The sequence below is a fragment of the Nocardioides sp. GY 10127 genome, assembly GCF_004919085.1.
Lineage (GTDB): Bacteria > Actinomycetota > Actinomycetes > Propionibacteriales > Nocardioidaceae > Nocardioides.
In genome coordinates this window covers 178,554-203,923 of the sequence record NZ_STGL01000008.1, presented here as the reverse complement: position 1 = coordinate 203,923, position 25,370 = coordinate 178,554, and the positions used below count along the sequence as shown (strand labels likewise).

General features: G+C 74.9%; 18 protein-coding genes. 14 read left to right on the top strand and 4 right to left on the bottom strand.

Features of this window, described 5'->3' with window-relative positions:
• Positions 1-38: 38 nt before the first annotated feature.
• On the bottom strand, positions 39-683 hold the full coding sequence (locus E8D37_RS20695) for a TetR/AcrR family transcriptional regulator (protein ID WP_346763597.1): 645 nt from the start codon (positions 681-683) through the stop codon (positions 39-41).
• Positions 684-1,026: 343 nt separating this feature from the next.
• On the opposite strand from E8D37_RS20695, the gene E8D37_RS15590 reads away from it, so the two are divergent.
• The gene (locus E8D37_RS15590) at positions 1,027-2,241 is read left to right on the top strand and encodes a CoA transferase (protein WP_240770483.1); all 1,215 of its coding nucleotides are present in this window, start codon (positions 1,027-1,029) and stop codon (positions 2,239-2,241) included.
• 1 nt (position 2,242) lies between these two features.
• Entirely contained in the window at positions 2,243-3,433 is a 1,191-nt protein-coding gene (locus E8D37_RS15585; protein WP_136570745.1) for an acyl-CoA dehydrogenase family protein, read from the top strand.
• Positions 3,434-3,452: 19 nt separating this feature from the next.
• On the opposite strand, the gene E8D37_RS15580 is transcribed toward E8D37_RS15585, so the two are convergent.
• Together E8D37_RS15580 and E8D37_RS15575 are read right to left on the bottom strand one after the other, a co-directional pair.
• Complete coding sequence (locus E8D37_RS15580; protein ID WP_168929780.1) at positions 3,453-4,037, bottom strand: TetR family transcriptional regulator C-terminal domain-containing protein; 585 nt, start codon at positions 4,035-4,037, stop codon at positions 3,453-3,455.
• Between the two features lie 56 nt (positions 4,038-4,093).
• Positions 4,094-5,638: a PucR family transcriptional regulator gene (locus E8D37_RS15575; RefSeq protein ID WP_136570743.1), complete on the bottom strand. Its 1,545-nt coding sequence runs from the start codon at positions 5,636-5,638 to the stop codon at positions 4,094-4,096.
• A gap of 423 nt (positions 5,639-6,061) precedes the next feature.
• Here E8D37_RS15575 and E8D37_RS15570 point away from each other — a divergent pair, with 423 nt between their 5' ends.
• From E8D37_RS15570 to E8D37_RS15520, 11 genes are all read left to right on the top strand, one after another.
• Positions 6,062-7,042 carry a 3-hydroxyacyl-CoA dehydrogenase family protein gene (locus tag E8D37_RS15570; RefSeq protein WP_168929779.1) on the top strand — a complete coding sequence of 327 codons (981 nt, stop codon included), beginning with the start codon at positions 6,062-6,064 and terminating at the stop codon, positions 7,040-7,042.
• The gene (locus E8D37_RS15565) at positions 7,039-8,232 is read left to right on the top strand and encodes an MFS transporter (RefSeq protein ID WP_136570741.1); all 1,194 of its coding nucleotides are present in this window, start codon (positions 7,039-7,041) and stop codon (positions 8,230-8,232) included. The genes E8D37_RS15570 and E8D37_RS15565 overlap by 4 nt, the downstream gene beginning before the upstream one ends.
• A gap of 193 nt (positions 8,233-8,425) precedes the next feature.
• Entirely contained in the window at positions 8,426-10,456 is a 2,031-nt protein-coding gene (locus E8D37_RS15560; protein WP_136570740.1) for a hydantoinase/oxoprolinase family protein, read from the top strand.
• A 49-nt stretch (positions 10,457-10,505) separates the two neighbouring features.
• Entirely contained in the window at positions 10,506-12,290 is a 1,785-nt protein-coding gene (locus tag E8D37_RS15555; protein ID WP_206055784.1) for a hydantoinase B/oxoprolinase family protein, read from the top strand.
• Positions 12,291-12,331: 41 nt separating this feature from the next.
• Entirely contained in the window at positions 12,332-13,810 is a 1,479-nt protein-coding gene (locus tag E8D37_RS15550; protein ID WP_136570739.1) for an FAD-binding oxidoreductase, read from the top strand.
• Between the two features lie 378 nt (positions 13,811-14,188).
• Positions 14,189-15,700 carry an aldehyde dehydrogenase family protein gene (locus tag E8D37_RS15545; RefSeq protein WP_206055783.1) on the top strand — a complete coding sequence of 504 codons (1,512 nt, stop codon included), beginning with the start codon at positions 14,189-14,191 and terminating at the stop codon, positions 15,698-15,700.
• 306 nt (positions 15,701-16,006) lie between these two features.
• Complete coding sequence (locus tag E8D37_RS15540) at positions 16,007-17,617, top strand: AMP-binding protein (RefSeq protein WP_168929778.1); 1,611 nt, start codon at positions 16,007-16,009, stop codon at positions 17,615-17,617.
• A complete protein-coding gene (locus tag E8D37_RS15535; RefSeq protein ID WP_136570737.1) occupies positions 17,614-18,501 on the top strand; it encodes a VOC family protein in 888 nt (295 codons plus the stop codon). Before E8D37_RS15540 ends, E8D37_RS15535 begins: the two co-directional genes overlap by 4 nt.
• Positions 18,498-20,021 (top strand): PucR family transcriptional regulator ligand-binding domain-containing protein, encoded by a 1,524-nt coding sequence (locus tag E8D37_RS15530; RefSeq protein ID WP_136570736.1) that lies wholly within the window; start codon positions 18,498-18,500, stop codon positions 20,019-20,021. The genes E8D37_RS15535 and E8D37_RS15530 overlap by 4 nt, the downstream gene beginning before the upstream one ends.
• A 125-nt stretch (positions 20,022-20,146) precedes the next feature.
• The gene (gene gabT, locus E8D37_RS15525; RefSeq protein ID WP_168929777.1) at positions 20,147-21,529 is read left to right on the top strand and encodes a 4-aminobutyrate--2-oxoglutarate transaminase; all 1,383 of its coding nucleotides are present in this window, start codon (positions 20,147-20,149) and stop codon (positions 21,527-21,529) included.
• On the top strand, positions 21,526-23,037 hold the full coding sequence (locus E8D37_RS15520) for an aldehyde dehydrogenase family protein (protein ID WP_136570735.1): 1,512 nt from the start codon (positions 21,526-21,528) through the stop codon (positions 23,035-23,037). Before gabT ends, E8D37_RS15520 begins: the two co-directional genes overlap by 4 nt.
• Before the next feature lie 52 nt (positions 23,038-23,089).
• On the opposite strand, the gene E8D37_RS15515 is transcribed toward E8D37_RS15520, so the two are convergent.
• Positions 23,090-23,962, bottom strand: coding sequence for a LysR family transcriptional regulator (locus tag E8D37_RS15515; RefSeq protein WP_136570734.1), 873 nt, complete (start codon positions 23,960-23,962; stop codon positions 23,090-23,092).
• 81 nt (positions 23,963-24,043) lie between these two features.
• Here E8D37_RS15515 and E8D37_RS15510 point away from each other — a divergent pair, with 81 nt between their 5' ends.
• A complete protein-coding gene (locus E8D37_RS15510; RefSeq protein WP_206055782.1) occupies positions 24,044-25,351 on the top strand; it encodes an MFS transporter in 1,308 nt (435 codons plus the stop codon).
• Positions 25,352-25,370: the final 19 nt, after the last annotated feature.

Here is a 25,370-nt window from a genome sequence, read left to right as displayed (position 1 = left end):
CGTGGCTCGGCCGCGGGGGCGACCCGGCGGCCGCCGGGTCAGGCGCGGGACTCGGCGAGGGCGCAGGCCGCCCGGGCCAGGAGCTCGACCTGCGGGTCGCAGAGACCCCGGTCCTCGGTGAGGCTGTAGTGGGAGCTGATGCCGTCCACGCCGAGGCAGATGAAGCGGGCGAGGTCGGCCAGGGCGACCGGGTCGGCTGAGCCAGTGGCTGAGCCCGGGGCGGCACTGGTCCCCGCGTCGGCCGGCTCCGCGTCGACCGCCTCGGCCAGCCGCGAGCGCACCGCGTCGAGGTAGCGGTCGTACCAGAGGTGCGGCGAGCGCTGCTCGGAGTGGAGGACGGCCCAGCCGGCGAGCTCGGCGTTGACCCGCTCGAGCGGCCACCGCCGCATCGTCTCCTCCCAGAGCGCCTCGATCACGGCCCGCACGGTGGCCACCAGGCCGCCGTCGGTGGGGACGTCGTCCAGCGCGGAGAGCATGAGGGCGGTCGTCTCGTCGAAGACCGCCTCGACCATGGCGGCCTTGTTCGCGAACGAGTAGTTGATGGCGCTCTGGGGCGCCTCGGCGCGCTCGGCGATCCGCCGGGTGGTGGCCTTGGCGAGCCCCACCTCGCCGATCACCGCGATGGCGGCCTCGACGATGGCGCGTCGGCGGTCCTCCACCCACACGTAGGCCACTGCTCGCACCCGCTCCCGGCTCGTCCGCTCGTCGTCGCCCGATCCTAGGCGTCGGCCCGGCGGCACGCGGCAGTGATCGTGCGGACGCTGATCGGGGTGGATGCGGTGCACCGGATGCACCGCGTCCACCCCGGTCCCGCACCCGACCCCGACCCGGTCGGCCCCACGGCGGCCCCACGACGGCGCCGCGGGGTGGGACGATCCGACGGGGCCCGGTGGCGACCGGGGCGTTCCGACCAGAGACGGCCGTCACGTCCAGCACCTAGCGTCACCCGGGTCACATCGAGCGACCCGTCCGCGCAGCAGCGCCGACGGGCGGAGTCGGGCCGAGCGGCCCGGGACGGAGGAGGCCGTGAGCGCGCCGGACGCGACGACCGAGCACCCCGCCGGCACCCCGACCGCCATCACCCCGAACCGCAGCCCCCGCACCGGGGCGATGCCCCTGGACGGCATCCTGGTCGCCGACTTCAGCCGCGTGCTCGCCGGCCCGCTGGCGGCCGCGACCCTGGCCGACCTCGGCGCCGACGTCGTGAAGGTCGAGCGGCCCGGCTCCGGCGACGACACCCGCGGCTGGGGTCCCCCGTGGGGCCCGACCACGAGCACCTACTTCGCCTCGGCCAACCGCTCGAAGCGCTCGGTGACGCTCGACCTCGCCGACGAGCACGACCTGGCGCTGGCCCGCGAGCTGGCCGCCCGCTGCGACGTCCTGCTGGAGAACTTCCGCCCGGGCACCCTCGACCGCCTCGGCCTCGGCCACGAGCAGGTGCGCGCCACCAACCCCGGGGTCGTCTACGCCTCGATCTCCGGCTTCGGCGTGGCCGGCGGCGCCGGGCTGCCCGGCTACGACTTCCTCGTCCAGGCGATGGGCGGGCTGATGAGCATCACCGGCCCGGCGGGCGACCCGCACAAGGTCGGGGTCGCCCTGGTCGACGTCCTGTGCTCCAAGGACGTCGTCACCGGCGTCCTCGCCGCGCTGCGCCACCGCGACCGCACCGGCGAGGGCCAGCTCGTCCGCGCCGACCTGCTGAGCAGCCTGCTCGGCTCGCTGGTCAACCAGGCGTCCGCCTACCTCGGCACGGGCGACGCGCCGCGCGCGCTCGGCAACGCCCACCCCTCCATCGCGCCCTACGAGCTCCTGCGGGCCGGCGACGGGGCCCTCGCGGTCTGCGCGGGCAACGACGGCCAGTTCCAGCGGCTCTGCGCCGCGCTCGGTGTCCCCGGCCTCGCCACCGACGCCCGCTTCGCCACCAACCGTGACCGGGTCGCCCACCGCGACGCGCTGGCCCCGCTCCTGGAGGACGCGCTGGCCGCCGGCACGGTGGAGCACTGGACGGCGGCGCTGGCCGCGGTCGGCGTGCCGGCCGGGCCGGTGGCGAGCGTCCCCGAGGCCTTCGCCCTGGCCGAGGGGCTGGGGCTGGCGCCGACGGTGGAGGTGGGCGACGGCGAGGCGCCCCAGGTCCGCCACCCTGTGACCTACTCCGCGACCCCGGTCGCCCGGTACACGAGACCGCCGCGTCTCGGCGAGCACGACGACGACATCCGAGCATGGCTCACCAGAGAGGCCTGACATGAGCACCAGCACCGACCGCCCGACCTTCTCCCCGCTCGACCCCGCCGGGATCGATGACCTGCTGAGCACCGACGAGAAGGACGTCCGCGCCGCCGTCCGCCAGCTCTGCGACACCCACGTCGACCCGTACGTCGCCCAGTGGTTCGAGGACGCCACGCTGCCCGACCCGCGCGGCCTGGCGAAGGAGCTCGGCAGCCTCGGCCTGCTGGGCATGCACCTGACCGGCTACGGCTGTGCCGGCATGAGCGCGACCGAGTACGGCCTCGCCTGCCTCGAGCTCGAGGCCAGCGACTCGGGCATCCGCTCGCTCGTCTCGGTGCAGGGCTCGCTGGCGATGTTCGCGATCTGGCGCTTCGGCTCGGAGGAGCAGAAGCAGGAGTGGCTGCCGCGGATGGCCGCGGGCGAGGCGATCGGCTGCTTCGGCCTCACCGAGCCGGACGCCGGCTCCGACCCGGCCTCGATGCGCACCCGGGCCCGTCGCGACGGCGACGACTGGGTGCTCGACGGCCGCAAGATGTGGATCACGAACGGCTCGATCGCCGACGTCGCGGTCGTGTGGGCCCAGACCGACGAGGGCGTCCGCGGCTTCGTCGTGCCGACGACGACCCCCGGCTTCTCCGCCCCCGAGATCAAGCACAAGATGTCGCTGCGGGCCTCGGTCACCAGCGAGCTCGTGCTCGACGGCGTGCGGCTGCCCGCCGACGCGGTGCTGCCCGAGGTCGTCGGCCTCAAGGGCCCGCTGTCCTGCCTGAACGAGGCCCGCTACGGGATCGTCTGGGGCGCCATGGGCGCGGCGCGCAGCGCGCTGGAGGCCGCCCTGGAGTACAGCGGCACCCGCACCCAGTTCGGCAAGCCGATCGCCGGATTCCAGCTGACCCAGCAGAAGCTGGTCGAGATGAACCTCGAGCTCACCAAGGGCCTGCTGCTCGCGCTGCACCTGGGCCGCCGCAAGGACGCCGGCACCCTGCTGCCGCAGCAGGTCAGCCTCGGCAAGCTCAACAACGTCCGCGAGGCCATCGAGATCTGCCGCACCGCCCGTACCGTGCTGGGCGCCAACGGCATCTCGCTGGAGTACCCGGTGATCCGGCACGCGAACAACCTGGAGTCGGTGCTCACCTACGAGGGCACCGTCGAGATGCACACCCTCGTGCTCGGTCAGGCGATGACGGGGATCGCCGCCTTCCGCTGAGCCGCGGCCCGCTGCCGGCTCAGGCCAGCAGCATCGCCCGGAGCTGGGCCGCGACGCGGTCGCGGTCCAGCCCGGCGCGCACGGCGGGGTCGAGCGTGGCGAACACGCACAGCCCCTCGACGTAGGCGGTGAGGTCGAAGGCGAGGTCGTCGGCCGACCGGTGCCCGGGCACGGCCCCGGCCTCCTGCCCCGCCCGGATCATCCCGGCCGTCGTCTCGCGCCACCAGCGGCTGTAGGCTGCGGCCTCGGGGTTGTCCCCGGTCTCGTCGTCGAAGACGCCGTAGAAGGCCATGAAGACCCGGGTCAGCGCCACCTCGGGCTCGTCGATCGGCAGCATCAGCACCAGCGGCCCGACCACGCGCTGCACCGGGTCGTCGATCTCGGCGGCCACGCGCTCGATCTCGTCGATGGCGAGCACGCTCGCGCGGTGCCAGGCGAGCGTCATCAGGTCGCTGCGGCTGCCCACCGAGTGCTGGACGGCGCCCACGGAGCAGCCGGCCTCGCGGGCGACCTCGCGGATCGTCACCGCCGGGACGCCGCTGCGCGCGATGATGCGCAGCGCGGCGTCGGCGATGGTCGTCTGGCGGATCTCCTTGGGCGACACGTCGTCAGTCTCCCCCGACGGTGGCCAGGTGCGGCGCGCCGGGGGCGGTGCGGTGCTCACGAACCGAGCGCCACCGCGGGCTCGACCTCGAGGACGAGCTGGTCGGAGAGCGCCAGGTGGAGCGCCACGATGGTCGCCGACCGGCGCAGCTGCACCTGGAGGACCTCCTCGCACTTGGCGAGGCGGTAGCGCACCGAGTTGGGGTGCAGGTGCAGGGACTCGGCCGTGCGCCCGACGTCCAGGTCGCTCTCGAGGAAGCAGGCGAGCGTCTCGCGCAGCGTCGGGTGGCTCTCCAGCACGGCGCGCCACTCGGCGAGCTTGGGCCCGATCCGGTCCAGCGGCACCTCGTTCATCAGCGTGGTCACCAGGTCGAGGTCGTCGTAGCGGACCAGGCTGACCTCGGCCCCCGCCTGGCGCACGCAGAGGCGGGCGTCGGTGGCGGAGCGGCGGATGCAGGAGATGGACGTGGTGGCGCGGCCGAGGCCGACGCGCATCCCGTCGCGGGACGCCAGGAGCCGCAGGAGCCGGCCGTTCTCGGCGTCGGCCGCCGCCACGAGGACGAGGACCTGCTGGCCGTCGACGGCCGCGAGGAACGGGACGGCGAAGCTGTCGAAGAGCTCCTCGACCCGGGCGGCGAGCGCGGAGACGCCCGCCGAGCCGTCGTGGGAGAGGGCCAGGACGGCCACCCCGTCGTGCAGGTCGATGCCGTGCTGCTCGAGCTGGGACTCGGCCATCCGCGCCTCGACCCGCTCGAGCGGCTGGAGCAGGAGGGTGAGGAGCGCGGAGCGGGCGGCCGACTCGCGGCGGCGGGACTCCTGGTCCAGGCGGCTGCACGCGGCCAGCAGCGTCGCGGCCAGGCCGCAGGCCCGGTCGACGATCTGCGGGAGGGCGGCGTTGCGCCGGGCCGCGACGACGAGGGCGCCGTGCATCGAGGGCAGCGGGAAGCAGGCGGCCGCTGCGCCGGAGGTCGTCTCGAAGCGGGTGGAGCGCTGGGCGCAGCGCACGGAGGTCGGGACCTGGACGTCGGACCAGTCGCTGCCGCCGGCGTGCCGCAGCACCTCGCCGCGGCGGTCGACCATCGCGCAGTCGACGTCCAGGTGCTGGCTGAGGAGCTGGAGGATCGAGTCCTCGGGGTCGGGCCGGGTCAGGGCGTCCACGAGCGTCTGCTGGATCGAGGCGAGGCGGGAGGTCCGGCGCAGCTCCTGGTGCAGGGCTTGGCCGTTGACACCGGCCTCGACCGTCCAGAACGGGGTGGTGGGGGGCACGACGAGCAGCGGGAGGCCGGAGCGCTCGGCCTGCTCGACCAGCGCCTGCGGGGCCACGTGGTGGCGGTAGCCGGTGCCGAAGGCGATGCCGGCGACGCCGCGGGCCGCCAGGGCGGAGACGTACTCGCGCAGGGGCCCGGTGTCACCGGCGTCGAAGGCGGCGCCGGTGGTCATCACGAGCCACCCCTCGTCGACCCAGTCGGCGGGGTCGCGGGCCTCGACGGTGCGGGCGCCGCGCAGGGGGCTCCTGGCGCCGGCGCCGTTGACGAGGAGCTCCAGCCCGAGGTCCGGGACCCCGCTGAGCTCCTCGATGGTCGTGCTGTGCCGCTCGGTCATGGACCCACTCCTGTCGACCGCCGAATCTCAATACAAACGTATTTTGCACACTTGTCTGATGAGCGCCAGAGGATCCGAGCGAAAGATTCTGATGGGGTGAAGACGTAACAGTCCCGCCTCATCCGGGACCTGTGGAAACAACCGGGAAATATGGCCTGGTCAGGGGAAATGCGAGGACGACGGCCAGGCTCCCCGGCTACGGGCGACCTCCCGGGTCCTCCGACCGGCCCTCCGACCGGCCGCCCGACGGGCCGTCCGGGACGTCCCGTCTTGGTCTTCCCCCCAACGCCCACCGGCAGGTTTGGACTGTCCGCCATCGCCCTCTACCCCGCCCGCTCGACACTCTGGGCGCGTCCGCGCCAACGGGTGCGGCGCCAGCAGCGGAGGTCGGGGGAGACCCGACCGGGAGAGCGGGGAGCAGTCGTGGACGTGCAGTCGGTCGTCGTCGTCGGGACGGGTCGGATGGCCTCGGGGATCGCGGCGGTGTTCGCCCGCGGAGGACTCCCGGTCACGGTGGTCGGGCGCAGCGAGGCCTCGCTGGCTCGCTGCCGGTCGGCGGTGGAGGACTCGCTGACCCAGCTCGCCGCCGAGGGCCTCCTGGTGGACGGCGACGACGTGCCCGCCGCCCTGGCGCGGCTCTCGCTGGCCACGGACCTCGCGGCGGTGGGCGACACCGACCTCCTGGTCGAGGCCGTCGTCGAGGACGTCTCCGTGAAGCTCGACCTCTTCGCCGAGGCCGAGAAGGTCTGCGCCCCGCGCACGATCCTGGCCTCCGCGAGCGGCCAGACGGCGGGCGTGTTCGCCTCCGCCAGCAGCACCCCCGAGCGCTACGTGGCCATGCACTTCTGGTTCCCCGCCCCGTTCGTCCCGCTGGTGGAGCTCTCGGCGCCCGAGGGCACCGGCCAGGAGCTGCTCGAGGAGCTGCGCGCCCTGCTGCTGCGCCTGGGCAAGAGCCCCGTCGTGCTCCGGCACGACCAGTCGGGCCTCCTCGGCAACCGGCTCCAGTTCGCCCTCCTGCGGGAGGCCGTGAGCCTGTGGGCCGCCGGGGCAGCGTCGGCCGAGGACATCGACCTCGCCGTGACGGCCGGGTTCGCCCGGCGCCTGGCGATCACCGGTCCGCTCGCCTCCGCCGACCTCGGCGGCCTGCCCACCATGTTCAGCTTCGCCGGGTCGGTCTACCCCGACCTCGCCACCGGCCAGGCGCCCGAGGCGGCCTTCGGCGAGCTGGCCGCTTCCGGTGGCTCCTTCGTCGTGGACGACGCGGACGCGCCGGGCCTCACCGCCACCCGGGTCGCCGAGCTGCTCCGCTGGATGCAGCACGACGCCCAGCAGGCGGCTCAGCAGTCGGCCCAGGATTCTGCCCAGGATTCTGCCCAGAATTCTGCCCGGGCCGCCCGACCGTGACGGTCGGCGCGGGGGCCGCCACGCTCCCGGTCGACGACGGGGCGATCGCCCGCCGGCTGCCGGTGCTGGCGATCCTCCTCATGCTGGACAACGCCTGCTACGCGGCCGTGGCGCCGCTGCTGCCGACGCTCCGGTCCTCGCTCGGCCTCAGCAGCGCGACCCTCGGCTTCATCGTCGCCTGCTACTCGCTGGGCCTGGTGGTCTGCGCGCTGCCGTGCGGCCGGCTGGCCCTGCGGCTGGGCCCGCGGATCGTCGTCCTGGCGGGCGCGCTGGTGCTGGCCGCCTCCGGCCTCATGCTGGCGTTCGCCGACTCCGCGGCCGGCCTCGTGGTCGCCCGGCTGCTCCAGGGAGCCGCGGCAGCGCTCACCTGGTCCGGTGCGCTGGCCTGGGTGGCGTCGTCCACCTCGCTGGGGCGGCAGGGCGCGGTGATCGGCACCATCCTCTCGGCGGCGGTCACCGGCAAGCTGCTCGGCCCGGGCCTCGGCTGGCTCGCGGTGCACACGGGCCGCGGCTCGGCGTTCGTCACGGTGGCGGTGCTCGCCGTCCTGGCCACCTTCTCCCTGCTGCTCATCCCCAGCCCCGCGCGGGTCACGACCGTCGGCGGCCTGGACGACCTCCTCGTCCCCGCCCGGACCCCGATCACCTGGGTCTTCGCCCTCCTCGCCGTCGTCATGGGCGCCTACACGGTGTGGATGCCGCTGCGCCTCGACGAGCTCGGCGCCGGCGCCGGGGTCGCGGCCGGCTGCCTCCTGGCGGTGGGGCTCCTGCAGATCGTCGGCGGGCCCCTGGCCGGCGCGTGGGCGGACCGGGCCGGCATCGGCTCGTCCCTGCGCGTCGCGTTCGCGGTCGTCGCCGTGGCGATGCTCGTCTTCGCGTTCGCCACCCGGGCCGGGGTGGTCGTCGCGGTCGCCGTGGCCTCGATGGCCTGCGCGGCGATCATGCTCACGCCGGTCATGGCCGGGATCAACCGGGCCGTGGCGTCCCGGGGCCTCGCGCCCGGCGCCGTCTCGGGTTCCGTGCTGCTCTTCTGGGCGGTCGGCGAGGTCGTCGGCGCGAGCCTCGCGGGCGCCACGATCGGTTCCTGGCGCACGGTGACGGCCGTCGTCCTGGCCCTCGCCTTCCTCGGCCTCCAGGGCGCCGTGCACCTCCTGGCCCCGGGGCCCGTGACGGGTCGCCGCCGCGCCGTGTGACGCGGATGTTGCGGCGCCCGGCGCGGCCCGGGCGCCGGGTCCGCGGCGCGCCGAGCGCGCCACGGGCGGCCTTGTGGGAAGCAACAGCCGGGCCCGGCCCGTCCTCACTTCGCACGGTGCCGACGCGGGGCGCCTCCTCACAGACTCGGAGCACGGATCCGAGAGCGGATCAGACGAGTGACGAGGGGGCGCAGTGGCGACCAGATTCGGTGTCGACGTGGGCGGGACCTTCACGGACCTGTTGTTCTACGACGACGAGACCGGCGAGCTGCACGTGGCCAAGCAGCCGACCACCCCGGCCTCGCCCGACCAGGGCGTGCTGGACGCGGTCGACGTGGGCATCCCCGGCGACGGCCTCGCCCGGTCCGCCTACTTCCTGCACGGCACGACCGTGGGCCTCAACGCCCTGATCGAGCGCCGCGGCGCCGTCGTCGGCCTCATCACCACGAAGGGCTTCCGGGACGCGCTGGAGATCCGCCGCGGTGACAAGGGCGACCCGTACGACCTGTTCTGGACGCCGCCGCAGCCGCTGGTGGCCCGACGCCGCCGGCTCACCGTCGACGAGCGCATCGCCGCCGACGGCACCATCGAGACGCCGCTGGACGCCGCCGAGGTGACCGCCGTCCTAGAGCAGCTGCTCGCGCAGGGCGTGGACGCCATCGCCGTCTCGCTGCTCAACGCCTACGCCAACCCGGCCCACGAGATCGCCGTCGAGGAGGCGCTGCGCGCCGCCGGCTTCACCGGCGTCGTCTCGCTCTCGCACCGGGCCTCGGGGGAGTACCGCGAGTACGAGCGGACCAGCACCGCCGCGGTCAACGCCTTCGTCACCGCGCGGATGTCCGACTACCTCACGCGGCTCGACGCCTCGCTCACCGAGCGCGGCTTCGAGGGCCGCTCGCTCATCACCCGCTCCGGCGGCGGCTCGGTGCCGTTCTCGCACGCCGACGACCGGGCCTTCGAGACGATCATGTCCGGCCCCGTCGCGGGCGCCGAGGGCGCGGGCGAGCTGGCCCGCCGCCTCGGCCTGGGCGACGTCATCACCGCGGACGTCGGGGGCACCAGCTTCGACACCGCGCTCATCGTCGAGGGCCGGCCGAAGGTGCTGCACGCCGGCGACATCGAGGGCTTCCCCCTCCAGACCGACTGGGTCGACGTCCGCTCCATCGGCGCGGGCGGCGGCTCCATCGCGGCCGTCGACGCCGGCGGCCTGCTCCGCGTCGGCCCGCGCAGCGCCGGCGCCGTCCCCGGCCCCGCCTGCTACCGCCGCGGCGGCACCGAGGCGACCACCACGGACGCCGCGTTCTACCTCGGCATGCTCGGCCTCGGCGAGCTCTCCAGCGGCCTGCTGCTGGACCGCGAGGCCACCGAGCGGGCCCTGGCCCCCATCGCCGAGCAGCTGGGCATGACCCCGGCCGAGGCCGCGGTCGGCATCATCCGCATCGTCACCGCCAACATGGCCAACGCCATCCGCTCGGTGAGCATCGAGCAGGGCCGCGACCCCCGTCGCGCCGTCCTCATGCCCTTCGGCGGCGCGGGCCCGCTCTTCGGCACGCTGCTGGCCGACGAGCTCGACATGGACGAGGTCCTCGTCCCCGCCTACGCGGGCAACTTCTCCGCGTGGGGCCTGCTGGGCGCCGACCTCACCGCCTCCTCCTCGCGCACCCACCTGGCGATGCTCGAGGAGTCGGCCGTCGACGGGATCGCCGCCGTCCTCAGCGACCTCTTCGAGGAGATGGGCGGACGCTTCGGCGCGGACCCGGCCACCGCCGAGAAGATCGCCCAGGTCGACCTGCGCTACGCCGGCCAGGAGTACGCGCTCACCATCGACCTGGCCTGGGACGGCACCCAGGTCCTCGATGCCGTCGACAAGACCGCCCGCCGCTTCGCCGAGGCCTACGTCGCCGCGTTCGGCCACGAGCTGGAGGACCCGGTCGAGGTCGTCACCGTGCGCGCCGCCTACCGGAGCCCGCTCCCGGCCCGCAAGCCCGCGAGCTCGGCCACCTCTGAGCAGCCGCCCGCCGACCGCTCCTGCCGCGCCTGGTCCTTCCAGCGCCAGGAGTGGATGGAGTTCGCCGTCGTGGCCCGCGAGGCCATCGAGGAGGGGCGTCCGGGCCCGCTGATCATGACCGAGACGACCACCACCACCTACGTCGACGCCGGCTACACGGTCCACCACGGTGCCGAGGGCACCGTCGTGCTCCGCCGCACGCCGCGGGACGCCTGACCCCACCGACCAGGCTCCCCCGGGAGCCGCCACACGAAAGGTGCCACCGATGGACGCCATCGAGGCCATGGCCACCGTGCACGGACGGGCGCGGACGTACTACGAGGGCGAGGTCCGCAAGATCGTCTTCAGCTCCGGCCTGGGTCAGGTGGAGTCGGAGTCCGACTTCGACCCCATCACCACCGAGGTGGTCCGGCACGGCCTGAACGCCGCCGCCGACCAGATGCGGCTCACCATGATCCGCACGTCCTACTCCGCCGCGATCTACGAGCTGCTGGACTTCGCGGTCGCGCTGTACGACACCGACTACCGGATGCTCGCCCAGTCGCCGACGCTGCCGCTGTTCATGGGCAACCTGAACTTCATGGTCGAGGCCGCGGTGCGCGCGGTCGGCGGGCCGGAGAACGTCCTCGACGGCGACGTGATCATGTACAACGTGCCGTACCAGATGGGCGGCCACCCGCAGGACGGCGGCGTCGTGTCGCCGGTCTACCTCGACGGGGAGCTCCTCGGCTACGCCGCGGTCCGCGCCCACGTCCAGGACCTGGCGGCCAAGGAGCCGTACGTCACGGACTCCACGGACGTGTTCCAGGAGGGCATGCAGTTCCCCGGCGTGAAGCTGTACCGGCAGGGCGAGCGCGTCGACGACATCTGGCGCATCGTCCTGGCCAACACCCGCTTCCCCACCAGCGTGGCCGGCGACTTCAACGCGATGCTCGCCTGCCTGCGCAGTGGCCGCGAGGGCCTCCTGCGCCTGGTCGAGCGGATCGGCAAGGACGACTTCAACCAGGCCGTCCAGCGCATCTACGAGCACGGCGCCCGCGTCGTCCGCTCCTACTTCGAGCAGCTGCCCGACGGCCGCTACACCGCGACCGGCGTCATGGACGGCGACGGCATCGTCGACGAGACCGTGCCGTTCGACATCACCGTCGAGATCGACGGCTCGACGGTGCGCGTGGACTACTCCGAGGTCCCGGACGCCCGCGGCGGTCCGATGAACTCCTGCTTCCCGACCACGGTGGCCGCCACCCGCGTCGCGATCTCGATGCTGGCCGGCGCGCACGAGTCCCCGAACGAGGGCCTCTACGACCCGATCGAGATCGTCTCCCGCCCCGGCTCGATGTTCCACCCGCTCCCGCCGGCGCCCTCCTACCTCACCGACTACATGGGCGGCCAGGCCGTCGAGGTCATCTACGAGGCGCTGTCGAAGGCCCTGCCCGAGCGGGTGCCCGCCTGCAGCTCCGGCGACGTCAACGTGACGATCTGGTGGGGCGAGCAGGAGGGGGCCGAGGAGCCCTGGTCGGAGGCGACCATCCACTCCATCGGTCTGGGCGGCAACCGCGACGCCGACGGCGCGAGCGGCATGTTCCACGTCGTCGCCGCGAACATGAAGCTCGTGCCCGCCGAGGTGCTCGAGAGCCGCCTGCCCTGGCGGGTCGAGGGCTACGACCTCACCCCGGACTCCGGCGGCGCCGGCCGGCACCGCGGCGGCCTCGGCCAGGAGTTCAAGGTCCGGGTCCTCGAGGACGGCTTCATCACCGCCCCGTCCGAGCGCATGCGCACCGCCCCCTGGGGCCTGGACGGCGGCCTGGTCGGCGTCCCGAACACCCGCGCCATCCAGTACCCCGGCAGCGACGAGCTGACCTACTTCGAGAAGGTCACCGCCATGCCGGTGCCCGCCGGGTCCGTGCTCGTCCAGCACGGCGGCGGTGGCGGCGGCTACGGCGACCCCGCCGAGCGCCCCGTGGAGCAGATCAAGGACGACCTCGAGGACGGCTACCTCACCGAGGCCTACGTCCGCCGGTACTACCCCCAGTACTCGTTCGACGCCTGAGCGCCGCTCGACCTGGCTACACACGCGAAGGAGATCAGGACATGTTCACGAGGAACAAGGGCAACGTCGGCACCTACCGGGAGGAGCCCGGGTGGGACGTCGCCGACCAGTGGGGCGGCGCCGGCCGCTGCTACTGGATCGAGGAGGCGCTCGAGGCCGAGGGCCCCGTGGAGTCCCAGCGGCTCGAGGAGCCGATGTCGGCGGACGTCGCGATCGTCGGCGGCGGCTTCACCGGTCTGTGGACCGCCATCGAGCTGAAGGACCGCGACCCGAACCTCGAGGTCGTGGTGCTCGAGGCGAACATCTGCGGCGCGGGTGCCTCGGGCCGCAACGGCGGCATGGCGCTCAACTACTGGAGCAAGATCGGCGGCCTGGCCGCCCGCATCGGCAAGGAGCGGGCCGTGTGGCTCGCCGACCAGTCGAACGACGCCATCGGTGAGCTCGACACCATCACCCGCAAGCACGGCCTCGACATCCACTTCAAGCGGGCCGGCTGGGTCTGGACCGCCACCTCGGAGTCGCAGCTGGACTCCTGGATGCCGACCATCGACTCGCTCAAGCCGTACGGCCGCGAGATGTACCGCGTCCTCGACTCCGAGGAGCTGTTCAAGTACACGCAGTCCGAGATCCACCTCGCCGGCGTCATCGACGAGACCGCGGCGACCGTGCAGCCGGCCCGCCTGGCCCGCGCCCTGCGCACCATCGCGCTGGAGAAGGGCGTGAAGGTCTTCGAGCACTCCGCCGTCATCAAGCACGACCGCGACACCGGCCTGCTCCGCACGCGCCTCGGCAGCGTCCGCGCCCCCTCCGTCGTCCTGGCCACCAACGCCTGGCTCTCGGGCATGCCCGAGCTCCGCCGCGCCACGGTGCTGGTCGGCTCGGACGTGGCCGTCACCTCCCCGCTCGACCCGAAGGGCGAGCTGGCGAAGAGCGACTTCAACTCGGGCGTCGCGGTCACCAACGGCCGCCTCACGATCCGCAGCGGTCGCACCACCGCCGACGGCCGCATCATGTACGGCCACTCCGGCGGCGGTCTGTCCTACAAGAACCGCTTCGCCCAGAAGTTCATCGACGACAAGGAGCACGCGGCCATCAACCTCCGCGAGTTCAAGCGGTTCCACCCGCGCGCCGGTGACGTGAAGGTGACCCACACCTGGTCGGGTGCCGTGGACCGCAGCTACGACGGCCTGCCCTTCCTGGGCGAGCTGCCGGGCCGCTCGAAGACGTACTACATCACCGGCATCTCCGGGAACGGCGTCGGGCCGTGCCGGATGTTCGGCAAGATGCTCGCCTCGATGGTCCAGCAGAAGCAGGACGAGTGGACCGACTGCGGCCTCGTCCAGGGCGTCACGATCAAGTACCCGCCGGCCCCCATCACCTACGTCGGCGGCAGCCTCGTCCTCAGCTCGGTCAACAAGGTCGAGGACGCCCAGGAGGAGGGCCGCAAGCCCAACCCGGTCGACAAGTTCTGGACCCGGTTCACCCCGCAGTTCTCCTACAAGACGAAGGACCTCGGCTGAGGCCCCACCTCTGAGCCGTCGGCTCCCTTCCGCCCGGACTCCACCGGGCGCGCTCCCCACGCTCGTGGCCGTCCCGCTCCCGCGGGGCGGCCACGAGCCGCGTCCGGGGCCGGCTTGGTGGAACTCCTAGCCGCGGCCGCGCAACTTCTCCGCTCGGCCAATGCGCCCCCGGGGGCGCGAGGACGAGCCTGGGCGCACCACCCGCACCCGGCGCACGGGCCGGGTGGCACCAGACCTCCCGGGCGGGCGGTGGCGACGGACGTCGCCCGCCCGGGACACCAGCCCCGCACCACCCGCTCCCCAGCACCAGCCAGCACCAGCCAGCACCAGCCGGCCGGCGCCACCCCACCGCAGACCAGACCTCACCTAGGAGTAGCAGTGAACGCAGTTGCAGCGACCGAGACCCGTACCGGGGTCGGTGCAGGCGGCGCCGTCGGCGCCTACATCGGCGGGGAGTGGGTCCCCGGCAGTGGCGACGTCTTCGAGGTGCGCTCGCCCTCGACCGACGAGCTGCTGGGCACCGTCACCGGGTGCGACGCCTCCGACGTCGAGCGTGCGATCGCCGCCGCCCGCGCGGCCCAGCCGAGCTGGGGCGGCCTGCCCACCATCGAGCGCGCCAAGATCCTGCGCCAGGTGCACGTGGTCTTCGCCCGCCGGGCCGAGGAGGTCGCGCAGTGCCTGATCAAGGAGATCGGCAAGACGATCGAGGAGGCCCGCGAGGAGGTGCACGAGTACTCCGCGCCGTCCTGGCAGAAGGCGCCCGAGGAGATCCTGCGCCACCGCGGCATGAGCTTCCCCTCCACCCAGGAGCAGACCACCAACAAGCGCCTCGTCCAGACGTTCCGCCCCCTGGGCGTCGTCGGCGTCGTCACGCCCTACAACTTCCCGACCGACATCTCCTCGATCGCCCTGGCCCACATCGTCGCCGCCGGCAACACCGTGGTCTGGAAGCCGTCGGAGTACTCGGCCCTGAGCTGCTCGATGATGGGCGAGATCTTCGAGGAGGCCGGGCTCCCCGCCGGCGTCATCAACATCGTCCACGGCGCGGGCGAGGTCGGCGCCGCCGTCACCACGCTCCCGGGCGTCGACGGCCTGTTCTTCACCGGCTCCACCGCCACCGGCGAGCGCATCGCGCAGGCCGCCGCGCTGCGCCCGCACCTGCTCGAGCTGGGCGGCGACGGCCCGTTCATCATCCTCCCGGACGCCGACATCGACGCCGCCGTCGAGGGCGCGATGAACGGCTGCTTCTACTACGCCGGCCAGGTCTGCACCTCCGCCGAGCGCGTGATCGTGCACGAGGACGTCCACGACGAGTTCGTCGCCAAGCTCAAGGCGCGCGCCGCCGAGCTCGTGGTCGGCGACCCCTCCGACCCGGCGACCACCATGGGCCCGCTGCGCAACGAGGCCACCCTCAGCCGCGTCCGCGCCCACGTGAGCGAGGCCGTCGCGGCCGGCGCCGAGATCACCCAGGTCGGCACCGAGCAGGGCCTGTTCTTCCCCGCCACGATCCTCACCGGCGTCACCCCGGACATGCGGATCGCCCAGGAGGAGACCTTCGGCCCCGTGGCGCCGATCATCAAGGTGTCCTCGGCGGAGGAGGCCATCGCGATCGCCAACGAGAGCGAGCTGGGCCTCATCGCGTCCCTGTGGACCCGCGACCTCGCCACCGCCTGGCGCGTGGCCGAGGCGCTCCCGCACGGCAGCGTGAACGTCAACGAGACCAGCAACTACTGGGACCAGCTGGCCCCGTTCGGCGGCGCGAACCGCAGCGGCGTCGGCCGCGAGCTCTCGCAGTGGTTCCTCCAGACCTTCACCGAGTCCAAGCTGCTGGTCTTCGACCTCGGCGACAGCGACCTGAAGTACGACCGCCGCGCCCAGGGCGGTTGGTGACCGAGTAGGTCCCTCCTGGCACAGGAGGACGTGACGTCGATGGCGTCCTCCGCCGGCTCCGGCCGGCGGGGGGCGCCATCGGTGCGTCCGGGGTGTGTGTCCGGGTCTCCTGCTGGGGTGACCGGGGCGTGGGGGCGGCCGTGCCGATCGTCCAAAAGCCGGGCGCGGACGGCCGCAAAGGCTGGTCGATCACCGAGGTGCCCGCGGCGCCGTCGGCGATACCGTGCGGGCACGCGGTCGGCCGTCGGCCGCGGGTGGGCCCAGCCCCCACCGATGCCCACCCTGACTCGGAGGAGGTGCCGCGCCGTGACCGCTCCCGCGTCCCGTGCCGCGCTGCTCCCCGGGGTCCGGCTGGGCCGCACGAGCCCGGTGGTCGACCTGCTCGAGGCGCTGGCCCGCGACCCGGACGCCCTGCTGCTGCGCGGGCCGGACGGCGATGTCACCGTCGCGCGCTTCGCCGCCCTCGCCCGGGCGTGCGCGCTGCGGCTGCGGGCCTCCGGCGTCGGCGTGGGGGACCGCGTGGCCCTCGTGGCCGACAGCTCCGTGCTCCGCCTGGCCTGGCAGTACGGGACGTGGTGGATCGGCGCGGTGGAGGTCTCGGTCGACACCTCGCTGCGCGGACCGGTGCTCGCCCACGTCCTCACCGACACCGAGCCGACCCTCATCGTCGCGGACGCCCGCCTGGCCGCCGACCTCGGACTGGACTCGTGGCCACCCGCGGCCGGGCGGCTGCTGCTGGTGGAGGAGCCGGCGGCGCCGACCGGGGCCGAGGCGGCCGCGCTGGACCGGGAGGCCCACACCTTCCCGGCGTCCGCGCTGGCCACGATCCTGCACACCCCCGGCACCACCGGCGCACCCAAGGGCGTGATGCTCTCGCGGGGCAGCTTCTCGAACCTGGGGTCGGTGCTCGCCGCGGCGCTCGGGCTCGAGCCCGGGGACGTGGGCCACGTCGTCCCGCCGTTCTTCCACGTCGACGCGCACGTCGTGCTCCCCGCCTGCCTGCAGAGCGGCTCCGCCCTGGCCTACGACCCCCACCCGCTGCGGGACTGGTGGTCGCGCGTGCGGGAGAGCCGCGCGACGTGGGCGTTCGTGATCGGCGCGGCCCTCACCACGCTCATGGCGGCCCAGCACGGAGGCCGGGGCAGCACCGCGCTCACCCGGGTCCTGGCGGCGCCGGTGCCGCCCGAGGCCCACCGGTTCTTCGAGGACAGGCTGGGCATCACCGTGCTCAGCATGTACGGCCAGACCGAGGCGGCCTGCTCCACGATCGAGACGCTCCAGGACCGCCGCCAGGGCAGCGTCGGACGGGCGGTCGCGGGCTTCGAGCTGGAGCTCCACGACGCGGCCGGCCACCCGGTGCCCGAGGGCGCGGTCGGCGAGATCGTCCTGCGGCCCCGGCGTCCCGACCTCCTCATGCTGGGCTACTGGAACCAGCCGGCCGCCACGCTCGAGGCGACGCGGGGCCTGTGGTTCCACACCGGCGACCTCGGCCGCCTCGAGGACGGCTACCTCGTCTTCGCCGGCCGGCTCACCGACAGCGTGCGCCGACGGGGCGGGAGCGTCTCCGTCTGGGAGCTCGAGGCGGTGCTGCGCGACGCCCCCGGTGTGGCCGAGTGCGCCGCCATCGGCGTGCCCGACAGCGACGGCGGCGAGGACGAGATCAAGGTCTTCGTCGTGCCCGAGGCCGGGGTCGAGCTCGACGTGGAGGCCTTCTTCGCCTACTGCGAGAGCAGCCTGCCCCGCGCCGCCCTGCCCCGGTTCCTCACCGTGTCCGCGCCGACCGACTTCGTCCGCAGCGCCGTGACCGGCGTGGTCCACAAGGCCCGGCTGAGCCCCGCCACCACCGGCGAGGGCGTCCACGACCGCATCCGTTCCGCCGCCCCCGTGCGGCCCCTGCGCGAGGGAGCGCGACCATGAGCCTGCTGACCTGGGACCACGACCTCGAGCTCGCGTCGTTCCTCGCTGTCGAGGAGCCCGTCGAGGAGCCGGTCGACGAGCCGGGCCCCTCGGCAGCACCCGCCGCGGCGGTGCGGTTCGGGCACGTCTCGTTCGCGGTCCACGACGCGCTGCGCTGGGGCGCCCGCTTCCGGCGCGACCTGGGTGCCACCCCGGTCACCGGCGCGGTCACGGCGGGGGCCCGCTCCCTGCTCGTCCACGTCGGGGACGCCACCGACGGCGGGCTCGTGGAGCTCGCCGAGCCGCTCGGGCGCACGTCCCCGCTCGCCCGCTTCCTGACCGCCCGCGGTGAGGGCGTCCACCACCTCACGTTCGTGGTGCCCGACCTCGCCGACACCGTCGCGACGCTGCGCGAGGGGGGCCACCAGGTCGTGGGCGAGGACCTCGACCACGAGCCGTGGCGCGAGGCCTTCGTGGCGGCGGACGCCGCCCACGGACTCGTCCTCCACCTCGTGCAGACCGATCTGCGGCACCCGCCGGTCGAGCGGCTGCTGGCCGGCCGCGAGCGGGACGCCGCGCAGTCCCCGTCCCCGCGGGGCGCGACCGACCACCACTGGTGGGAGTCGGTCTGGGAGAGCACCGTGCTGGGCGACGCCTCCCTCGGCGACGTCCACCTGCGCAGCCGGGACGTGGACCTCTCCGCGCGGCTGTTCGGCGGCCTCCTCGGCGGCGAGCCCCAGCCCCTGGCCGGGGGCGGCACCCGCTACGCCTGGGAGGGCGGCGCGGTGTGCGTCCACCACGGCCGGGAGGCCGGCATCTGCGCGGTCGACCTCGGACGTGGCGGCCCGCCCCGCGGCGTCCAGCTCGGCCGCGTGCTCCTCGGCGGGATGCGGCGGGCGGGATGAGCGGCGACGCGGCCGACCCCGCCCCGTCCCCGGCGCTGCCCCCGACATCGGCGCCGGCGGGCACGCCCACCCTCCGCTCCCTCAGCAGCGAGCTCGGCTCGCGGCTCACGCCGCTGCACCCCTCCCCGCCGCCGGCCGAGCCGGTCACCGCCGTGCACGTGAGCGAACTCGAGGACCCCACGACCTTCCTCGGGGGCGGCGAGCTGCTGCTCACCACCGGGCTCGCGCTCGACCTTTCGCCCGAGGGGTCCCGCGCCTACGTCCAGCGGCTCGTGGACGCCGGGGTCGCCGGCCTGGGCGTCGGGCTGGGCCCGGCCCACCGGGCGGTGCCGCCCACGCTGGCCGCGGCCTGCGAGGCGGGCGGCCTGCCGCTGCTCGTCGTGCCCGCGCCGACGCCGTTCCTCGAGGTCAGCCGGGCGTACTGGGGCGCCCTGGCGCGCCGCACCGAGCGGTCGCTGACGGACTCCGTCGCGGTCCAGCGCTCGCTGGTCGACGCCGTGCTCTCCGACGAGGTCCCCGAGCGACTCCTCCAGCGCCTGGCGCGCCACCTCGAGGGCTGGGCCGCGGTGCTGAGCACCGAGGCCCGGGTCGAGGCCGCCGCCCCCGCCTCGGCGATGGACTCCGCCGAGCTGCTGGAGAAGGAGATCCAGCGGCTCGAGGTCGTGGGCAGCCTCTCCGCGGCGTCCTTCGCCGCCGGCGAGGAGACCGTGGTGCTGCACCCGCTGGTGGTCCGCGGCCGCGTGACGGGCTACCTGGCCGCCGGCACCACCGGCCGCCTGAGCCCCGCCCACCGGCGCGTCGTCCTCACCGCGGTGGCCCTCCTCAGCCTCGCCCGCGCGCGCGAGCTCGAGCGGCTCGCCGCCGCCGAGGTGGCGGGGCGCGACGTCGCCGTCCTCGTCGACCTGGGGCACCGCGAGGCCGCCCGCGCGCTGGCCGGCGCCGGCGGCGCGCACTGGCCGGGGGAGCGCGTGCACGTCGTCCTCGTCCGGGGCGGGGACGTCGACGCCGTCGCCCGCGCCCTGGGCGACCCGGCGATCGGCGGGCTCGTGGTCCGGGGCCCCGCCCTGTGGGCCCTGGTCCCCGCCGGGCCCGGCAGCGAGCCCGCGTCCGCCGTGCCCGCCCGCGTCTCGGCCCGGGTCGCCGCGGCCTCGCCGGAGTCGGCGCTCGTCGTCTCCTCGGCCGTGGAGCTCGAGCGCGTCGCGCGGACCCGCACCGCCCTGGAGGCCGAGCCGCCGGGCGCCCCCGGCGCGCACCACCTCCCCGACCGCGAGGCCCCCGGGCAGGCCCTGGCGGCGTCCGCCGTCGAGGCCCTGCGCGACCGCCCCGAGCTGCTCGAGTCCGTGGTCGCCTACCTGCGCCACCGCGGGCACTGGGAGCCGGCCGCGCGCTCCCTGGGCTGGCACCGCAACACCCTGCGCCACCGGGTGGGTCGCGCCTGCGACCTGCTCGACGCGGACCTGGACGACCCTGACCTCGCCGCCGCCCTCTGGCTGGCGCTGCGCGCCGACGGGCTCGCCTGACCGACCCCGCACCACCGCCGGTCGGTGCATCCGACCGTGCGTCCCAGGGGCCTTGGACGTTCCGACCAGTGCGCCCCGCGCCGCCGCTTCCTAGCGTTCGGCGTACCGACCCCGAGGAGCCCTTCATGACCACTCTGCTCGACAGCGACCAGCCCGCCGCCCTGGAGGAGGTGGAGCAGGTGCGTCGCCTCGTCACGGAGATCCCCGGCCCGCGCTCGCGCGCGCTGCACGAGGCACGCCAGGCGGAGGTCTCCTCCGGCTTCGGCGTCACCCTCCCCGTCTTCGTCGAGCGGGCCTCCGGCGGCGTCCTCGTGGACGTCGACGGCAACCAGCTCGTCGACCTCGCCTCCGGCATCGCCGTGACCAGCATCGGCGCCTCCCACCCCGAGGTGGCCCGCCGGGTCGCCGAGCAGGCCGCCAAGGTCACCCACACCTGCTTCATGGTCACCGAGTACGAGGGCTTCGTGGACGTCGCGGCGCGGCTGAACCGGCTCACCCCGGGCGACCACGCCAAGAAGACCGCCCTCTTCACCACCGGCGCCGAGGCCGTCGAGAACGCGGTCAAGATCGCCCGCGCCGCGACCGGCCGCTCGGCCGTCGTCGTGCTCGGCCACGCCTACCACGGCCGGTCGCTGCTCACGATGACCATGACCGCCAAGAACCTGCCCTACAAGAACGGCTTCGGCCCGTTCGCCCCCGAGGTCTACCGGGTCCCCTCGCCCTACCCCTACCGGTGGCCGGGCGGCGCGGAGAACGCGGCCGCGGAGGCGCTCGCCCAGCTGCGCGACATCATCACCACCCAGATCGGCGCCCACAACGTGGCCGCGATCATCGCCGAGCCGATCCAGGGCGAGGGCGGCTTCATCGTCCCGCCGGCCGGCTACCTCGCGGGCGTCGCGGAGCTGGCGCGCGAGCACGGCATCGTCTTCGTCGCCGACGAGATCCAGACGGGTCTGGCCCGGACCGGCGAGATGTTCGCCGTCGACCACGAGGGTGTCGTCCCGGACCTCATCACCACCGCGAAGGCGCTCGGCGGCGGCCTGCCGCTGGCCGCCGTCACCGGTCGCGCCGAGCTCATGGACGCCGCGCCCGTGGGCGGCCTCGGCGGCACCTACGCCGGCAACCCGGTGGCCTGCGCGGCCGCGGTCGCGGCCCTCGACGTCATCGAGAACGAGGACCTGGTCGGCAAGGCGCGCGCCATCGAGGCCGTCGTCCGCCCGGTCCTGGAGGACCTGCTCGGCCCCGGCTCCGTCGTGGGCGAGGTCCGCGGTCGCGGCGCGATGCTGGCCCTCGAGCTGGTCCGCCCGGGCACCACCGACCCGGCCCCCGAGCTCGCCAAGGCCGTGGCCGCCGCCTGCCACGCGGAGGGCGTCGTCACCCTCGTGTGCGGCACCTACGGCAACGTCATCCGGCTCCTCCCGCCGCTGGTCATCGACCACGCCCTCCTCCTGGACGGCGTGGGCGTGCTGGTGAGCGCGATCCAGCGGGTCGCGGGCGCCGAGTCGTGAGCACCACCAGCTTCGCCCCGCGCACCGGCGCCGTCCTCGCGGTGGTGCCGGACTCCGACCAGGCGGAGGTCGCCCAGGTGCTCGCCGCCGCGTCCGCCGCCGCGCCCGCGGTCGCCGCGGCCTCCCCGGCCACCCGCCGAGGCTGGCTGCACGCGCTGGCCGACGCGCTGGAGGCGCGCACGGCGGAGCTGGCGGCGCTCGCCGACGATGAGACCGCGCTCGGGCTCCCGCGGCTCGAGGGCGAGGTCGCCCGGATGGCCGGCCAGCTGCGCTTCTACGGCGACGTGGCGGCCGAGGGCGGGTACCTCGGGGTCACCCGGGACGCCGGCGCGGTGAACGGCGCGGACCTCGTGCGCGTCCAGGTGCCGCTCGGCGTCGTGGCGGTCTTCGGGGCGTCCAACTTCCCCTTCGGCTTCGGGGTGCTGGGCAACGACACCGCCTCCGCCCTGGCCGCGGGCTGCCCGGTGGTCGCCAAGGCCCACCCGGCGCACCCGCAGCTGTCGCTGGCCCTCGCCCGCGTCGCCCGGGAGGCGCTGTCCGCCGCCGGTGCCCCGGCGGGCGCCTTCGGGCTGGTCTCCGGCTTCGACGCCGGCGCCGCGCTGGCCACGCACGACGACGTCGACGCGGTGGCCTTCACCGGCTCCCAGGCCGGCGGCACGGCGCTGTGGCGCCTGGCCAACGGTCGCGAGCGCGTCGTCCCCGTCTTCGCGGAGATGGGCACCGTCAACCCCGTCGTCGTGACGCCGGCGGCCGCCGCCGCGCGCGCCGAGGAGGTCGCCCGGGGCTTCGTCGGCTCGTTCACGCTGGGCGCGGGCCAGTTCTGCACCAAGCCCGGGCTGCTGCTCGTGCCGGCCGGACACGGCCTGCCGGACGCCGTCGCCCGCGCCCTCGTCGCCGCCGACCCCGCGCCGGTCATGCTCACGCGCGGGATCGCCGAGACCGTCGAGGCGGGCCTGTTCCGGATGGTCGACGCGGGTGCCCGCGTCCTCGCCCGGGTGCCCGTCTCCACGCCGGGCGCCGGCTGGCACGCGCCGGCCGTCGTGCTCTCCGCGCCCGCCGCCCGGCTCCGCCCGGGCAGCGCGCTGCTGGAGGAGTGCTTCGGCGCCGTGGCCCTCGTGGTGGAGTACGCGGACGCCGAGGAGCGCGACGGCGTCCTCGCCCGGCTGCAGGGCTGCCTGGCCGCGGGGGTCGTCGCCGAGGACGCCGACCCCGACGCGGGCGCGCTCGTCGGCTCCCTCTCGGCGCTGGCCGGGCGGGTGCTGGTCAACGACTGGCCGACAGGCGTCGCGTTCACCTGGGCGCAGACCCACGGCGGGCCGTGGCCCGCGACCAGCCGCCCCGAGGCGACCTCGGTCGGCGCGGCCGCGCTCGACCGCTTCGTCCGCCCCGTCTCCTACCAGGGCGTGCCGGACGCGTGGCTGCCCGAGGCGGCGCGCGAGGCGAACCCCTACGGGGTGCCGCAGCGGGTGGACGGCGTCCTGCGTCCGGCGCCCGTCACCGCCTCCTGACGCGGCCACTGATCGGCCATTGACCGGCCCTGCCGCCCGACGGCGGGGCCGGTCAGGCCGCCCAGCCCTCGGCCAGCATCGCGCGCAGCCGCCTCGCCGGCGGTGTCAGCGGGCGGTCGGTGCGCCAGGTGAGCGCGATGGTGCGCACGGCGCTGGGGGTGTCCAGCGCGAGCGGCACGCTGCCGGTGAGGCCGGCGAACTGCTCCGGCACGATGCCGATGCCGAGACCGGCGGACACCAGGCCCTCGATGGCCCCGAGGTCGCCGCTCTCGAAGGACACGGGGAAGCTCGTGCCCGCCTCCGCCTGGAGCCGGGTGACCAGCTCGCGGAAGCCGAAGCCGGGCGGCGTGGTCACGAGCTCGTCGCCGCCCAGCTCGGCCAGCCCGACGCGCTTGCGCCGGCGCAGCCGGTGCGTCGGCGGGACGATGACGACGAGCCGCTCCCGCTGGAGGGGGAGCCAACCGTAGGGTCCGCGGTGCCGGGTCGACGTCACCGCGAGGTCGACGGACGCCTCGTCGAGGTCCGTCTTGATCTCGTGGCCGGGCTCCTGGGTGAGCGCCACCCGCACCCGCGGGGCCAGCCGGTGGAAGTCGCCGAGGATGCGGGGCACCAGCGAGGTCGCCAGCGAGTCGAGGAACGCCAGCCGGACCAGGCCGGAGTCCGGGTCGCGACGTGCGCGCAGCTCCGCGGTGAGCTGCTGGAGCCGGCCGGAGGCGTCGCGCGCGGCCGCGACCGCGAGTGCGCCCTCGGGGGTCTCGACGAGGCCGGCGGGCACGCGCTCGAACAGGGCGCAGCCCAGCTCCTGCTCCAGCCGGGCCAGCGCCCGGGAGAGCGTGGGCTGCGGGACGCCCAGCGCCTGTGCGGCCTTGGTCACGTGGCCGTGCTCGGACAACGTCACCAACCACTCGAGATCACGCAGGAGCACCGGGTCATCATACGCGCCACGCATGGCTGACCGCCTCCATTCGCATTGGACGCATGGAGCCGGCGTGCGGAACCTGGCTGCGTGCGCACCGACCCCGACGCCGCCCCGCCCGCCGCCCCGCACCGCCTGCCGAGCGCCGCTCCGCGCGCGGTCGCCCTGGCGGCGCCCGCCGCCCCCGAGCTGCCCGCGCTGCCCGAGGGCCACCTGCCCGGCTCCCCGGAGTACCGCCGGACGATGGTGGCGATGTTCGCCGCGGGCATCGCGACCTTCGTCCTCCTCTACGACGTGCAGGCGGTGCTCCCGGCCCTGCGCGACGACTTCGGCGTCGGGACGTCGGCGGCCACCCTGGCCATGTCGCTGGCGACCCTCGGCCTGGCCGCCGCGCTGCTCGTCGCGGGCCCCGCCTCCGAGGCCCTGGGCCGGACGCGGATCATCCGCACGAGCCTGTGGGTCGCGGTGGTCGTCGCGGTGCTGTGCGCCTGCGTCCCGAGCTGGCACTGGCTGCTCGCGCTCCGGCTGCTCCAGGGCGTCGCGCTGGCCGGGCTGCCCGCCGTCGCCACCGCGTACCTGCGCGAGGAGCTGCACCACTCGGCGCAGGCCCGCGCCGCCGGCCTCTACATCGGCGGCACCGCGCTGGGCGGGATGGCCGGACGGCTGGTCACGGCCCCGGTCGCCGAGCTGGTCGGCTGGCGAGGCGGCATGCTCACGGCCGCCGCCTTCTCCGCGCTCTGCGCGCTGGTCGTCGTCCTGCTGCTCCCCGACAGTCGCCGCTTCGTCCCCACGCCGCTGGACCGGCGCCGGCTCCTCGCGCTCTCGCGTGCCGCGCTCGCCGACCGCCGCCTGCGCGCGCTCTACCTGCTCGGGGCCACCGCCATGGGCGCCCTCATCGGGACGTTCAACGCCCTCGGGTTCCGGCTGGTGGAGGCGCCGTACCACCTGTCGCTGGGCACGATCAGCGTCCTCTACCTCGTCTACGCCCTGGGGACGGTGAGCTCGACCCTCGCCGGGCGCGGGGCCGACCGCCGCGGCCGGGACGCCGTGGTGCCCGTCGGCCTGGCGCTGGCCGTCGTGGGCGTGCTCCTCGTGGCCGCCACGCCCCTGCCGGTCGTGGTGGTCGGGCTGGCCTGCCTGGCGATGGGCTTCTTCGTCATGCACGGCCTCGCCAGCGGGTGGGTCGCCACGCGCGCCCACGTGATCGGCGCGAGCCCCAGCCAGGCCGCGGCCTTCTACCTGTGCTCCTACTACCTGGGCTCCTCGGTGTTCGGGAACCTGGGCGGCACGGCCTGGGAGTGGGGCGGACGCTGGGGCGTGGCCGGCCTCGACCTGCTGCTCCTGGCCGCGGCCGGGTGGGCGATCGTGACGCTGCGGCGGACGACGCCCGGTCGCTGAGCTTCCCCCCCTCCCGAGC